The sequence below is a fragment of the Sinomonas soli genome (assembly GCF_054782415.1).
Genome location: NZ_BAAGSN010000020.1, coordinates 180,370 through 195,096 on the forward strand (window position 1 = coordinate 180,370; position 14,727 = coordinate 195,096).

Genomic DNA, 14,727 nt, shown 5'->3' on the forward strand with positions numbered 1-14,727 from the left:
AGGGTCTAGCCCTTGCGGCTGCGCAGCCAGCCGTCGACCCACCACGCGAGCTCGACAAGCACGATCCCGACCCCGGCGCAGGCCAGCGCGGTCCACGTGTGCCCGGCGTTGCCCGGATCGAGCTCGAACAGCCCGCGCGTGAGCGGCAGGGCGAACATCGCGAACGAGCCGGCCATCATGACCGCCACGAGCAGCACCTTCCACCACGCGTACGGCCGGGCGACGATCGCGAGGACCCAGAGCGCGATCGCGATGAGGGTGATGAGGGCGGACGTGCTCGCCTGCACCTGCGTGGTCCCGCCGCCGGCCACCGCGGGGCGGACCAGCAGGTAGCACGTGAACGAGGCGGCTGCGATGACCGTGCCCGCGGGGATCGCCATCCGCATGACCCTCCCCACGAACCCCGGCCGCGCCCGGTCGTGGTTCGGCGCGAGCGAGAGGACGAACGCGGGCAGGCCGATCGTGAACCAGCCGGTGATCGTCACGTGCCGGGGCAGGAACGGGTACGGCAGGGCCTCGAGGCCGATCAGCCCCGGCACGCCCACCAGGAGCGCGAGCAGCACCGAGTAGACGGTCTTGGTCAGGAACAGGTTCGCGACCCGCTCGATGTTCCCGATCACGCGCCGGCCCTCGCCGACCACATGGGGAAGCGTCGCGAACCTGTTGTCCAGCAGCACGATCTGCGCGACGGCCCGCGCCGCAGGGCTGCCCGCCCCCATCGCGACGCCGATGTCCGCGTCCTTGAGCGCGAGCACGTCGTTGACGCCGTCGCCCGTCATGGCCACCGTGTGCCCGCGCGCCTGCAGGGCCCGCACCATGCCCCGCTTCTGCGCGGGGCTCACCCGGCCGAACACGGTGCGCTCCTCCAGCACGTCCGCGAGGCCCTCGCCGTGCTCGGGGAGGGTGCGCGCATCCACGGGCACCTCCGCGCCGGGCAGCGAGAGCTGGCCGGCGACCGCCCCGACCGAGGCCGCGTTGTCCCCGGAGATGACCTTCACCGTGACGTGCTGGGCCCCGAAGTAGTCGAGGGTGGGCCGGACGTCCCCGCGCACCTTCTGCTCGAGCACCACGAGCGCCGCGGGTTCGATCTCAGGCTGGGCGGGAGGCACGACGGCGGCCGGCAGATCTGCGGCGCGCGCCAGGAGGAGCACCCGCAGGCCGCGGGCACCGATCTCCTCGGCCTCGGCCCGTGCCGGCGAGGAGTCCGGGAGGAGGACGTCCGGGGCCCCGAGCAGCCACGCGCCGTGGCCCTCGAACGCGACGCCGCCGTACTTCCGGGCCGACGAGAACGGCAGGGTCTGGGCCGCCGCCCAGCCGGGGGACTCAGGGAACGCGTCCCGGATCGCCTGCATGCTGGCGTTCGGGCGCGGGTCTGCGGCGGCGAGCGCCGCGAGGGCGAGCCGGTGCTCCGGAAGGTGCAGGCCGGCGTCGTGCGTCTCCGCCAAGGCCCCCGGGAGCCCGCGCACCTCGGCGAGCTCCATCGCGTTCTCGGTCAGGGTGCCGGTCTTGTCGGCGCAGACCACGTCCACGCGGGCCAGCCCCTCGATCGCCGGCAGCTCGTTGACGAGGCAGTTGCGCCGCCCGAGCCGCACCACGCCCACGGCGAACGCGATCGTGGTCATGAGGATGAGCCCCTCGGGAACCATGGGCACGAGGGCCGCGACCATGCCGCGGAGGGCGTCCGGGAGCTCCTGCCGGCCCGTGAGCTGGTTGTAGACCGAGAGGAGGCCCGCGGGCACGAGCAGCCACGTGATGACCTTGAGGATCGTGTTGATGCCGCTGCGCAGCTCGGAGTCGACGAGGGTGAACTTGCTCGCCTCGGCCTCGAGCTGGGCCGCGTAGGCTTCCCGGCCTACCTTCGTGGCCCGGTAGAGCCCCGTGCCGGAGGAGACGTAGGAGCCCGAGAGGACCGGGCTGCCCGGCGCCTTGGGGATCGGGTCGGCCTCCCCGGTGAGCAGGGACTCGTCGAGCTCGAGGCCGTCCGCCCACAGCACCTCGCCGTCCACGACGGCCTGGTCGCCGGGCCCGAGCTCGATCACGTCGTCGAGCACGATCCGATGCGGCGGCAGCTGCACGGTGCCCCCGTCCCGGCGCACGTGGGGGTGTGCCTGGCCGACGATCGCGAGCCGGTCCAGGGTGCGCTTGGCGCGGAGCTCCTGGACGATGCCCACCATCGAGTTGGCCACGATGAGGCCCGCGAAGAGTCCGTCCAGCAGGGGGCCCGTGGCGAAGATGATCGCCGCGAGCACCGCGAAGATCGCGTTGATGCGCGTGAAGACGTTCGCCCGGACGATCTCCCAGGTGCTGCGGCCCGGGCGCGCGGGGACGTCATTCGTGGCGCCGGATGCGACCCGCTCGGCGACCTCCTCGGCGGTCAGCCCGTGGGCCGGTCCGGGGGCGCGTCCCGCGGACGGCCCGGCAGCGGTCCCCTCACCCATGGTCCAACACTAGTCGGCGTGCGAAGGCCTCCAGCATTCGATCCAGAGGGGGCCGGCCGCGGTCTGGGCGCGGCCCACGGGGTCGAGCTGGCCGTCGTGGCCGATGGCGTAGGACGTGACGTGGCCTGACCGCTCCCCGCACGCGAGGAGCCACCCGCCGGAGGGATCGATCCCGATGCCGCGGGGCTGCGCCTCCGTCTCGGTCCGCCGCAGGAAGGAGAGGCGGCCGCCATGGCCCACGGCGAACGCGGCGATGGTGCTCGTGGAGCGCTCAGTCACGTAGACGAAGCGCTCGTCCGGGGTCAGGCGGATGTCCGCGCACCACGCCACGCCGGGCCCCGGATCCGGGGTGCTCGGCGAGCGGATCGGGCCAGGCTCCAGGCCCAGGCCCTCCACCGCTGAGGTCCGCTGGAGGAGCTCGAGCGCGCCCGTGCCGGGGTCGCGGGAGTAGACGTCCACGGTGCCGGTGCGCTCGTGGCTCACGTACACGCGCCGGCCGTCGCCGCTGTGGCGCAGGAAGCGCGGCCCCGAGCCCGGGGAGGCGTCCACGTGGCCGGCGGCCCGGACCACCGACCCTCCGGACGCCGCGGCATCCCCTGCCCCGGCGTAGAGGGGGAACCACGAGATGCGGTCCGCCCCGAGCGAGGCCGCGTAGACGAAGCGGCCGTCTGGGCTCGGGACGGCCGAGTGGGTGTTGGGGCCCGAGCGGTACTCGGTGACCGGACCGGCGGAACCGTCGGGGCCCGCGGAATCCTGCGGGACGGCGTAGGCCGCCATGAGCCCCTCGTGGTACGAGGCGCTGAAGAGCACGCCGCGGTCCGGCCGCAGCGACAGGAAGCAGGTCGTGGCGGGGACCTCGCGGGCGGCCGCCGCCGAGGCGGTGCCGCTCATGGGGTCGAGCGCGAGGGCCACGGTGCGCCGAGGCTCCCCGTTGACCCCGGCGTACAGAGTTCCCGCCGAGTCGAGGGTGAGGGCCGTGACCTTCGGCAGCCCCTCGGCGCGGGAGACGTGCTCAAGTTGGCCGGACAGCGGGTCGAGGAAGAGCGTGTCGACGGCGCCGCCCCCGGCGCAGGCGACGAAGACGAAGGTGGGGGCCATGGCTCCTCCTGAGTCCGACGTGGTGGGGCGCGCGTTGGCGACCACGGTAGCAAGGCCGGCATGGCATGGATCACAGACAGGTCTTGTATAGCGCTGCTATATCGACTACCGTAGCGGCCATGCGCAAGGGGGCGGTCGAGGTGGCCGGAGGTGCTGCGGCGGACGGGCCACAGCAGCGCGCCGCCGCACCCTCACCCAGGGAGCGGATCCTCCAGGCGGCCATGGAACTCGTGGCCGCCTCGGACGGGAACACCGTCTCCACGCGCCAGATCACCGAGAGGGCGGGCGTCACCGCGCCCACGCTCTACCACCACTTCGGGGACAAGGACGGCCTCATGGAGGCGGTGGTGGCCCGGGGCTTCGAGGAGTTCATCCGCAGCGAGGGCAGCATCGAGCACACGGATGCGCCCATCGAGGACGTCAAGCGGCTCTGGGACGTGCACGTGCAGTTCGGCGTGACCCACGCCCAGCTGTACCTGCTGATGTTCGGCAATGCCGGCCCGAGCCGCCGCCCAGGGGTGGTCGTGGAAGCCGAACGGCTGCTCGAGGCCGAGCTCACAAGGCTCGCCGTCGCCGGGCACCTCGCCGTCCGTCCCGTCGAGGCGGCCCGTGCCGTCCTCGCCTCGAACATCGGGGTGACCCTCATGCTCATCGCGGACGCGGACGGAGACGCGGCTGCCCGAGACGCGGCTGCCGGGGACACGTCCCTGGCGGCTGCAGAGCCGCTGTCCACCTCCGCCCTGTCCGTGCAGACCCGGGACGCAGTGCTGCGCTCGGTGCTCACGGACCCCGCCCTCGTTGACACTCCCCGCGCGGGAGCGCCGGCCGGCAAGGACGGGCAGCCCAGCTACGTGGCTGCCGCCATCGCCCTCAACGCCACGCTCCAGTCCTCGCACCCGGACCAGCTGTCCGGCACCGAGATGAAGCTCTTCCTCGAATGGCTCCACCGGCTCTCGAGCGCGCCCGCCGCGCCGCCCGGGCGCCGGACCGACCGGACGAGCTGACCCCGATCCCAGCAGCCGCGCGCTGCGTCCTGAACAGAAAGCAGGATCACCATGTCGACCACAGCAGCGCCGTCGCGACTGCACACGGCCCGGGCCGGGGTGCAGAAGTTCGGCACGTTCCTCTCGGGCATGATCATGCCGAACATCGGCGCCTTCATCGCCTGGGGCCTCATCACCGCCCTCTTCATCGAGAAGGGCTTCATCCCCGTCCCCGAGCTCGGCGGCTTCGGCAACGGCCCGGACGGGAAGCCCTACACGGGCCTCGTCGGCCCGATGATCACCTACCTCCTGCCGCTCCTCATCGCCTACACCGGCGGCAAGATGGTCTACGACATCCGCGGCGGCGTGGTCGGCGCCATCGGCACGATGGGCGTCATACTCGGTGCCGGCATCCCGATGTTCATCGGCGCCATGATCATGGGACCGCTCGGCGGCTGGACCATGAAGAAGCTCGACGCGATCTGGACTCACAAGATCAGGCCCGGCTTCGAAATGCTCGTCAACAACTTCTCGGCCGGCATCTGGGGCGCCATCCTGGCCCTCGTCGGTTTCTACGGCATCGCGCCCGTGGTCGCGGCCGGCAGCGAACGAGCCGGTAAGGCTGTGGAGTTCCTCGTCAACAACGGCCTCCTCCCGCTGACGTCGCTGCTCATCGAGCCGGCGAAGGTCCTCTTCCTCAACAACGCCATCAACCACGGCGTCCTCACCCCGCTCGGCACCCAGCAGTCCCTCGAACAGGGCAAGTCGATCCTGTTCCTCCTCGAGGCGAACCCCGGCCCCGGCCTCGGCGTCCTGCTCGCCTACATGTTCTTCGGCCGCGGCGCGGCCAAGGCCTCGGCCCCCGGTGCGGCGCTCATCCACTTCATCGGCGGCATCCACGAGATCTACTTCCCGTACGTGCTCATGAAGCCGATCCTCATCCTCGCCACCATCGGCGGCGGCATGACCGGCATCGCCACGCTCGCGATCACCCACTCCGGCCTCGTGGCCCCGGCGGCTCCGGGCTCGATCATCGCCGTGCTCGCGCAGACCGCGCGGGACAGCTACTTCGGCGTGATCCTGTCCGTGATCCTCGCGTGCGCCGTCTCGTTCATCATCGCCTCGGTGATCCTGCGCGCGTCGAAGGACAAGGGCGAGGGCGACCTCGCGGCCGCCACGTCCCAGATGGAGAGCATGAAGGGCAGGAAGTCCATGGCCTCGAGCGTGCTCGGGGGCGGCGCGGGCGGCGTTGCGACGGCGACCGAGATCAAGAAGATCGTCTTCGCGTGCGACGCCGGCATGGGCTCCTCCGCCATGGGCGCCTCGGTGCTGCGCAACAAGATCCGCGCCGCGGGCCACAAGGACGTCACGGTGGTCAACCAAGCGATCGCGAACCTCACCGACACCTACGACATGGTCGTGGTCCACCAGGACCTCGCCCTCCGCGCGGAGCAGAAGACCCCGAGCGCCCAGATCGTCACGGTCGACAACTTCATGGGCAGCCCCAAGTACGACGAGATCGTCGCGCTCCTGGACGAGCAGGAGGCCACCGAGGACGTTCCGTTCGAGGGCGTCGCAGCCAAGTCCGAGCCCGCCTCGGAGTCGGAGGCCGCGGCCTCCCACGTCCCGGTGCCGCATCGTCACGCGGAGACGCCGGACGTGCTGCGCCGCCAGTCGATCGTCCTCACCGGCACGGCGGCGGACATGGCCGCTGCGATCGACGAGGCCGGCCGCCTGCTCAAGGAGGCGGGCGCGGTCGACGACGCCTACGTGGCCTCGATGCACGAGCGCGAGGGCTCGGTCTCCACGTACATGGGCAACTTCCTCGCCATCCCGCACGGGACCAACGAGGCCAAGGACCACATCCAGGCCTCGGCCGTGACGTTCGTCCGCTACGACGAGCCGGTCGACTGGAAGGGCAAGCCGGTGAAGTTCGTCGTCGGCATCGCCGGCAAGGGCAAGGAGCACCTCGGCATCCTCGCAAAGATCGCCAAGGTCTTCGGCGACAAGGAGCAGGTGGCCCGCCTCGAGTCCGCAACGACGGCCGACGAGGTCCTGGACATCTTCGGAAAGGTGAACGCGTGAGCGACGCAGCGACAGGGTCCCGGGGTACCGCGGTCCACTTCGGCGCAGGGAACATCGGCCGCGGCTTCGTGGGGCTCCTGCTCCACAACGCCGGATACCGGCTCGTGTTCGCCGACGTCGCGGCGCCCCTCATCGACGCGATCAACGCCACCCCCTCGTACACCGTGCACGAGGTGGGCGAGGGCGGCGTCGACCACGTGGTGGACGGCTACACGGCGGTGAACTCGGCCACGAACGAGGCCGAGCTCGTCGACCGGATCGCGGAGGCGGAGATCGTCACCACGGCGGTGGGCCCGAGCATCCTCAAGTTCGTCGCCCCGGCGATCGCGCGCGGCATCGCCGCGCGGCCCGCCGGCGCTGGCCCGCTCGCCGTGATGGCGTGCGAGAACGCGATCAACGCCACGGACATCCTCGAAGCGGAGATCCGCTCCGCGGCGGCGGGGGAGGGGCTCGACGACGCGGCCGTGGACGCGCGCGCCGTGTTCGCCAACACCGCCGTGGACCGGATCGTGCCGACCCAGGACCCCGCCGGCCTCGACGTGCGCGTCGAGCCGTACTTCGAGTGGGCGATCGAGCAGGAGCCCTTCGGCGACGACGTGCCCGAGATCCCCGGCGTCACGTGGGTGGACTCGCTCGGGCCGTACATCGAGCGCAAGCTCTTCACCGTCAACACCGGGCACGCCTCGGCGGCGTACTTCGGGCGGCGCGCCGGGGCCGAGAAGATCTCGGACGCCCTGGCCATGCCCGAGGTCCGGGCGAAGGTCGAGGCCGTCCTCGCCGAGACCAAGTCGCTGCTCGTGGCCAAGTACGGCTTCGCGCCCGAGCAGCAGCAGGCGTATGTGGAGAAGATCCTCGGCCGGTTCGCCAACCCGGAGCTGCCGGACACGGTGGAGCGCGTGGGCAGGGCGCCGCTGCGCAAGCTGTCCCGGCACGAGCGGTTCATCGGCCCCGCCGCCGAACTCGCCGAACGTGGCATGCCGGCCGACGCGCTCGTGGCGGCGATGGGCGCGGCTCTCGCCTTCGATGCCGCCGACGACGAGGAGGCCCAGCGCCTTCAGGCCATGTTGGCCGGCGAGTCCACCGACGAGGCCCTCGTCGAGGAGATCACCGGCCTCGCCGCCGGCCACCCGCTCCACAACGCGGTCGCGGCCCGGGTCAAGGAGGCGAGGGCCTCACAGCCCGGCTGAGCACCGCCCCCGAGCCCCGTGAGGGGTCATGTCCCTGCCGTGAGGGGTCATGTCCCTAGGACGCCGCAGACGGCGCTCGCAGGGACATGACCCCTCAACCTTGGGAGGTGATTCCTCACGCTTGGGACATGACCCCTCATCGCAGGGACATGACCCCTCAAGGCGGTGGGTCGGGTGGGGGGAGGGGGCCCGCTCGCTAGATGGCGACGGCGAGGATGCGCGAGCTTGTGCCCTCGTTCGTCGCCATCCACAGCTCCCGCTGCCCCGGGACCCGGACCACGTCGCGGAGCCGCCCGTACTGGCCCCTGAAGTACTCGGCCGCGCCCGGAAGGGTCCCGCCGCCGGGCACCGGCGAGCCCGGGGCCGGGAGCGGGAGCCGCCACAGCCGCTGGCCCCGCAGGCAGGCCACATAGGCGATGTCGTCCACAATGGCGAGGGCGCTCGGCGATGCGTCCGCCGTGTTCGGCCAGACGTGGACGGCCGGGACGCTGCCGTTGGCACTGCGGGCGCCGGTCACGGCGGGCCACCCGTACTGGGCGCCCGGGGCGAGCAGGTTGAGCTCGTCATCGCGGTCGGGCCCGAGCTCGCTCGCCCAGAGGCGCCCGCCTGAGTCCCAGGCGAGGCCCTGCACGTTCCGGTGGCCGTACGTGTAGACCCGGGTCCCGAAGGGGTTCCCCGCCGCGGGCGAACCGTCGAGTGCGACGCGCAGGACCTTCCCGCCGAGGCTGCCGAGGTCCTGGGAGTTGGACTGGCGCGTCGCGTCGCCGGTGCCGATGTACAGCATGCCGTCCGGGCCCACCTTGATCCGGCCGCCATTGTGGAACGTCCCGGCGGGGATCCCGTCCACCAGCACCCGCTCTCCGCCCACCGAGTGCCCGTCCCAGCGCAGGGCCACGACCCGGTTGCCGGGGCCGGCGGTGCAGTAGGCGAAGACCGTGGCATCCGCGGCGAACTTCGGCGAGAGCTCGAGGCCGAGGAGGCCGCCCTCGCTCGTGTCGGTCCGGACGTCGACCCGGCCGGCCTCGCGGGCCGCGCCGCCGCCCGCGGGAACCTCGAGGATGCGGCCGGTGCCGCGTTCGGACACGAGCGCCGAGCCGCCGGGAAGGAAGACGATCGACCACGGCGTGTCCAGCCCGCCGGCAACAGTCCCGGTCACCCGCGGGGAGGGTGCAGCGCTCGAGGCCGTGCCGGGCGCTGGGCTGCCGGCCGCGGAGGAGGTGGTGGCAACTGATGAGGACGGGGCGGTGGACGACGGCGTGCACGCGCCGAGCGCCGCGGCCGCGCCGGACGCCGTGCCCGCCAGCGCGAGCCCGAGGAACGCCCGGCGGGAGGTCAGGCCCATCCCCGCACGCCCTCCCGCGGCGGCCGGGCGGGGCGTGCCTGAGCCGGGGCAGAGAAAAACCTGCATCGCGCCATTGAGATGCAGGTCACGCTTTCGAGTGTAGGCAGGCACGGACGGCGCAGACAAGTTCTTCCGGGAAAAAGATGCATGCCTGCTGCCGATTATCAGGACCAGGCCGTCCGGGGCCGCCCGATCCGCTCGCCGTCCGCCTCGACCTCCACCCGTTCGTCGAAGAACGCCACCAGGCCGCGGATCTGGGCCATCTCCGGGAAGCTGGGCGTCGCGGCCCCGTAGCTCCACGCCACGGGCCGCGCCTCGCCCAGGCCCGGCGCGGTCCAGTACTCCGCGACGCCCTTGTACGGGCAGACCGTGCGCAGCGGGTCCTCGGCGAGCCGGTCCCAGCGGACGTCCTCGCGGCGGAAGTAGGTCCGCGGCGGGAGCCGGCCCTCGAAAAGGCGCACCGTCTCGCTGGACTCGGCGAGGACCAGGCCCTCGAGCAGGACGCGCACGTGCGCGCGGCTGGCCCGCATGTCGATCCGGCTGAAGGGGTCCCTCGCATGGCCGATCACCGGCTCGTCCTCCTCGAACCACGCGAACGCGTCGGTGTCGAAGGCCACGTAGCCGGCGAGGTCGGGGTCGGCGAGCCGGAACGCCGCGCCCGGCAGCCTGATCCCGCCGACGACGACGGCGAGCGGCTCGCCGTCGGCCGTGTGGGACGAGAACGGGTCCGGCGAGCTCGGCGGCCCCGACGCCTCCGGTGCCTCCGCGGCCCCCGCGGGGGCCGCGCCGAGCGGCTCGAGGCGCGCCACGACGTCGTCCTCCGGCACGGCATGGAGGGGCAGGTACCGGTTCGGCTCCCACAGCACGACGGCGCGCCGCGAGTCGAGCACGAGGACGTCGCCGAGGCGGGCCCGGAGCCGCTTGGGGGTGGGCTCGTACCGGAGCTGGGGGAGGAGCCGCTTGAGCTCGCGGGAGATCCTGATGGCCATAGGGCAAGCGTGGCCCGTGGCGCCGGGGATGGCAACGGGGCCCCCGGCGCGTTGCGCGCCGGGGGCCCCGTCCAGGTCGGGCAGCGTCCGGGGTCAGCGGCAGGAGCCGCCCTGGCCGAGGTGCTGGCCCTCGTTGCCGTCGCAGTACGTCCCCGGGACCACCGAGCCGCTCGAGGGATCGAGGATCAGGCCGTCCCGGCGCGGCTGGGCGTCGAAGTTGAACATCGCGCCCAGCGAGCCCGCGGTGGCGTCGAAGGAGCCGTCGCCGAGCCGGCCGAGGCCCCAGTTGTCCTCGATGAAGCGCAGGACGGAGGACTGCTGGGTCTGCGTGTGGTCCACGAAGTTGCTCTTCGCGTAGGGCGAGACCACCAGCAGCGGCAGGCGCTGGCCGGGGCCGCAGCGGTCCTGGTAGCCGCCCAGGATCGGCGTCCCGGCCGCGGCGGCGTTCTGGCACCAGGCGGCGTCATTCGCCGGGTCGTTGGAGGCGTTCTTCACCTGGGCCGCGACGTGGTCGTACCAGCCGTCGGAGTCGTCGTAGGCGAGGACCACGGCCGTGGAGTCCCAGTTCTTCGACTTCTGGATCGCGTTGATCTCGTTCACCACGAACTGCTGCTCGTCGATCGGGTCCGAGTAGCCGGCGTGCCCGTCCTGGTACATCGGCGCCTTGAGGAAGGAGACCGCGGGCATGCTGTCCGTGTTCACGACCTTGTCGAAGTCGGTCATGTCGTACTGGTGGTTGGCCGGGCCGCTGTGGCCGATCTCGGCGTCGCTCGCCGGCGCGACGTGGTGGGGGTTCGCCGTGGAGGCGTAGTACTGGAACGGCTCGTGGTGCGGGCTGTAGTCGATCGAGGAGACCCCGGCGACGGACGTGTGCTTCGTGGTGCACTGGGCGTAGTCCGTGCCCTTGATCGTCGCCGTGCCCTGCGGGCGGAAGCCGCCCTGGAACCAGCCCCACGAGACGCCCTTGGCGTTGAGGAGGTCGCCCACGTTGGTGCCCTGCATGGCGGCGAGGGCGTTGGACTTGGCGTGGCTGTTGTCCGAGCAGTCGTCGAAGGCCGGGTCGGGATCGCCCGTGACGGTGCCGACGCCCTGCGTGTTCGGGGACTTGACCGTGTACGCGTCGGGGGCTGAGGTCTGCTGGCCCGTGAACGGGTCCACGCTCACCACGCCGTGCGTCTGGCCGGAGACCAGGTTCAGGGCGCCCGGGGTCGAGGGGCCGAACTCGTCGTCGTAGCTGTTGTCGCTCATCGCGAAGTGCTGGGCGTAGTTCCACATGCCGGTGACGGTGTTGCCGTCGTAGTAGCCCATGGTGAGGCCGTCGCGGCCGTACAGCGGCGCGCCGCAGGCGTCGGTGCTCGTGTACTGGACGAACTTGTCCATGAGGCCGCCGTTGTACGCCTGCTGCTCGGGCTTGTAGGCGTGGTCCTGGTCGCAGGTGCCGGCCTGGGACGGGCTGAGGCGGAACGGCTGCACGGAGTTCGGGTTGTGCGGCGCGAGCAGGCCGGCGCTGGCGAGGGTGTCGACCTTCTTCGGCGTGTTCGGCGCGGCCGTGAAGGACGACGCCGCGGCGCCGGTTCCCTGGACCTTCTCACCCGGGGCGTTGGCGGCCTTCGGGTACGTGGCGAAGTAGTGGTCGAACGAGACGTTCTCGCCGAAGATGACGACGACGTGCTTGATGGGCGTGGAGGTCGTGGACGCGGCCTGGGCGGGCACGGCAGCGGCGACGCCTCCGGCCGCCGCGGCGGCGAACGCAACGGCGCTCGTCGCGGCCGCGGCGCGGATGCTGAACTTGGGCATGGGCTGTGACTTTCTCACGGTGGATGGTGGCCCCGGATGGCGGTGCGAGTGGTTCCCCGCACCGACCCTAAGACGGCGGTCCGCCGGAAGTTCCCGGTTTGGCCCGGGCTTCCCCATGAGTTCAGCAAGTGTTCACCCCCGGGGCGGAGGGCCCTCGTCAGCTGCGCGTGTGCAGCCCGTCGAAGAGGACGGCCACGACGTCGTCGGCGAGCTTCGCGGGGGTGAGCGAGCCTCCGGGGCGGTACCACTCGACGATCGAGTTGATCGTGCCGAAGAGCAGGCGGGACGCCGTGCGCGGGTCGATGTCCGTGCGGATGGTGCCCTCGGCACGGGCCTCGCCGATGAGCTCGGCGACCTTGCGGTCGAAGCTGCGGCGGCGCTGCAGGGCGGCGCGCTCCGTCTCGGTGTTCCCGCGCAGGCGCAGCAGGAGCGTCACGAACGGCAGCCGCTCCGTGAGCACACGGACGGTCGAGCGGACCACGAACTCGAGGCGCTCCTCGGCGCTGCCGGACTGCGACTCCGGCGCCTCCCAGACCGACTCCAGGCCCCCGAGGGCCTGCTCGAGGGCGAGCGAGAGGAGGTCCTCCTTGGAGGGCACGTGGTGGTAGATCGCGGACTTCGAGATGCCCAGGTTCTCGGCCAGGATGCCCATGCTCGTTGCGTCGTAGCCATGCCGGTTGAAGACCTCGACGGCGACGTTGAGCACCGTCTGCTGGTCGTAGCCGGGGCGGCCCCGGCGGCCCGTGGAGGAGGGGGCGCCGGAGGCGGTGGTGGGGGCTGTAGGCATGGGATCCAGTCTAGGGAAGGGAACGGGGCCGCCGGATTCACCGGCGGCCCCGTCGGTGAGGGGCGTCAGGCCTGCTTCTCGCGCAGGTCGTAGATGCGGCGGAGCTTGCCGTTGGAGCGCTCGAGCGAGCCGGGCTCCACGACGTCGATCCGGCACGAGGAGCCGATGTGGATCTTGATCTGCTGGCGCAGGGAGGCGCCGGCGGCGTCGCGCTGGTCCGGCGTGGTGCCCTCGCGCGGCTCGATCCGGACGGTGAGCTCGTCCATGCGGCGGCCCTCCGGGCGGGTGAGCACGAGCTGGAAGTGCGGGCTCAGCTCCGGGATCCGCAGGGCGATCTCCTCGATCTGCGAGGGGAACAGGTTCACGCCGCGCAGGATGATCATGTCGTCCGTGCGGCCCGAGATGCGGCCCATGCGCCGGTGGCCCGGGCGGGCGGTGCCCGGCAGCAGGGTCGAGAGGTCCTTGGTGCGGTACCGGATGATCGGCAGGGCCTGCTTGGTCAGCGAGGTGAAGACGAGCTCGCCCGTCTCGCCGTCGGCCTTGGTCTTGGTGAGGTCGAACGGGTCGACGATCTCGGGGCGGAAGTGGTCCTCCCAGATGTGCGAGCCGTCCTGGGTCTCGACGGACTCGCCGGCCACGCCGGGGCCCATGACCTCCGAGAGGCCGTAGATGTCCGAGGCCTTGATGCCGAACATCTCCTCGAGCTCGGCGCGCATCTCATTGGTCCACGGCTCGGCCCCGAGCACGGCGTACTTGAGCGAGGTCTTGCGGGGGTCGAGGCCCTTGTGCAGCATCGCGTCGCCGATGGTGAGCAGGTAGGTCGGCGTGCAGCAGATGGCGTCCGGGGCGAAGTCCCCGATGAGCTGGATCTGCTTCTCGGTCTGGCCGCCGGACATGGGGATGACGGTCGCACCGAGCTTCTCGATGCCCGAGTGCGCGCCGAGGCCGCCGGTGAACAGGCCGTAGCCGTAGGCGTTGTGGACCTTCATGCCGGGGCGCACGCCCGCGGCGCGGAAGCAGCGCGCCACGATCGTGGCCCAGGTGTCGAGGTCCTGCCGGGTGTACCCGACCACCGTCGGGCGGCCGGTCGTGCCGGAGGAGGCGTGGATGCGGGTGACCTCGTTCATGGGCACCGCGAACATGCCGAAGGGGTACTCCTCGCGGAGGTCCTCCTTGGTGGTGTACGGGAACTTCGCGAGGTCGTCGAGCTCCTTGAGGTCCTCGGGGCGGACCCCGGCCTCGTCGAACTTGCGCGTGTAGTGCGGCACACGCTCGTAGGCGTACTTGACGGTCTCCTGCAGCCGGGTCAGCTGCAGGGCCTCGATCTGGTCGCGGCTCATCGTCTCCTCGGCGTCGAGGACAGCGGGGCCGAAGGCCGAGGAGGCCGGGGTCTCGGGGGCGGATGCGGTCTGGGTCACTGCGGTGCTCACTTCGTTGTCGGCTGGGGAGGGGCGGGGTCGATGCGGGGAGCGGGTCCGTGGCGCACAGCGGGCGGGCACACGCCGTCGTGCTCTTGCGCAGGGCCGGGCGGCCCGGCTAGCGCTGGGGGATCGTCCGGGAGCGTCCGCGGAACTCGACCACGAGGCGGCCGGGGGACTCCGCCGTGTGGGGGGTGTCCGCGGGGGAGGCGAAGACCTGGATGTCGTAGAGGCCGCTGCGGCCCGCATGGGCCCGCCGGGCGGCGACGGCGGTGATCAGCTCGCCCTCGTGGGCGGGGGCGAGGAAGTTCACGTCGACGCCGGAGGCGACGGTCATGGTGCTGTGGCCCTCCTCGGGCGTGTGCGGGTTGCACGCCAGGGCGAACGCCGAGTCGGCGATGGCGAAGAGCATCCCGCCATGGGCGATGCCGAAGCCGTTGAGCATCTCCCGCCGCAGCGTGGTGGACACGGTGGCCGTGCCGTCGCCGAGCTCGAGGACCGACAGGCCCATCCATTCCGTCGCGTAGTCGTCCGTGAGGATCGGGTGGGCCAGCGTGTGGGCGGGAGCAGCTTCGCTCATGGGGCACCTTCTCGCAATTCTTT

At 71.9% G+C, this 14,727-nt stretch carries 11 protein-coding genes; 3 read left to right on the plus strand and 8 right to left on the minus strand.

What is annotated here, in order from left to right:
• Positions 1 to 5 precede the first annotated feature (5 nt).
• Positions 6 to 2,438, minus strand: a complete 2,433-nt coding sequence (locus ACYVKZ_RS19170) for an HAD-IC family P-type ATPase (protein WP_460993805.1) — start codon at positions 2,436 to 2,438, stop codon at positions 6 to 8.
• A 9-nt stretch (positions 2,439 to 2,447) separates the two neighbouring features.
• Entirely contained in the window at positions 2,448 to 3,536 is a 1,089-nt protein-coding gene (locus ACYVKZ_RS19175; RefSeq protein ID WP_460993806.1) for a lactonase family protein, read from the minus strand.
• A 119-nt stretch (positions 3,537 to 3,655) separates the two neighbouring features.
• Here ACYVKZ_RS19175 and ACYVKZ_RS19180 point away from each other — a divergent pair, with 119 nt between their 5' ends.
• The 3 genes from ACYVKZ_RS19180 to ACYVKZ_RS19190 are packed head-to-tail and all read left to right on the plus strand — an operon-like array spanning position 3,656 to position 7,791.
• On the plus strand, positions 3,656 to 4,540 hold the full coding sequence (locus ACYVKZ_RS19180; protein WP_460993807.1) for a TetR/AcrR family transcriptional regulator: 885 nt from the start codon (positions 3,656 to 3,658) through the stop codon (positions 4,538 to 4,540).
• 51 nt (positions 4,541 to 4,591) lie between these two features.
• On the plus strand, positions 4,592 to 6,604 hold the full coding sequence (locus ACYVKZ_RS19185) for a PTS mannitol transporter subunit IICBA (protein WP_460993808.1): 2,013 nt from the start codon (positions 4,592 to 4,594) through the stop codon (positions 6,602 to 6,604).
• Positions 6,601 to 7,791, plus strand: a complete 1,191-nt coding sequence (locus ACYVKZ_RS19190; RefSeq protein WP_460993809.1) for a mannitol-1-phosphate 5-dehydrogenase — start codon at positions 6,601 to 6,603, stop codon at positions 7,789 to 7,791. Before ACYVKZ_RS19185 ends, ACYVKZ_RS19190 begins: the two co-directional genes overlap by 4 nt.
• 196 nt (positions 7,792 to 7,987) lie before the next feature.
• Here the strand turns inward: ACYVKZ_RS19190 and ACYVKZ_RS19195 are convergent, their stop codons facing one another.
• From ACYVKZ_RS19195 to ACYVKZ_RS19220, 6 genes are all read right to left on the minus strand, one after another.
• On the minus strand, positions 7,988 to 9,133 hold the full coding sequence (locus ACYVKZ_RS19195) for a PQQ-dependent sugar dehydrogenase (RefSeq protein ID WP_460993810.1): 1,146 nt from the start codon (positions 9,131 to 9,133) through the stop codon (positions 7,988 to 7,990).
• A gap of 164 nt (positions 9,134 to 9,297) precedes the next feature.
• On the minus strand, positions 9,298 to 10,122 hold the full coding sequence (locus tag ACYVKZ_RS19200) for a DUF427 domain-containing protein (RefSeq protein ID WP_460993812.1): 825 nt from the start codon (positions 10,120 to 10,122) through the stop codon (positions 9,298 to 9,300).
• Between the two features lie 93 nt (positions 10,123 to 10,215).
• Complete coding sequence (locus ACYVKZ_RS19205) at positions 10,216 to 11,919, minus strand: phospholipase C (protein WP_460993813.1); 1,704 nt, start codon at positions 11,917 to 11,919, stop codon at positions 10,216 to 10,218.
• Positions 11,920 to 12,076: 157 nt separating this feature from the next.
• Complete coding sequence (locus tag ACYVKZ_RS19210) at positions 12,077 to 12,706, minus strand: TetR/AcrR family transcriptional regulator (RefSeq protein WP_460993814.1); 630 nt, start codon at positions 12,704 to 12,706, stop codon at positions 12,077 to 12,079.
• A 65-nt stretch (positions 12,707 to 12,771) separates the two neighbouring features.
• Positions 12,772 to 14,046 (minus strand): phenylacetate--CoA ligase PaaK, encoded by a 1,275-nt coding sequence (gene paaK, locus ACYVKZ_RS19215; protein ID WP_460993908.1) that lies wholly within the window; start codon positions 14,044 to 14,046, stop codon positions 12,772 to 12,774.
• A gap of 196 nt (positions 14,047 to 14,242) precedes the next feature.
• On the minus strand, positions 14,243 to 14,704 hold the full coding sequence (locus ACYVKZ_RS19220) for a hotdog fold thioesterase (protein WP_460993815.1): 462 nt from the start codon (positions 14,702 to 14,704) through the stop codon (positions 14,243 to 14,245).
• Between the last annotated feature and the right edge of the window lie 23 nt (positions 14,705 to 14,727).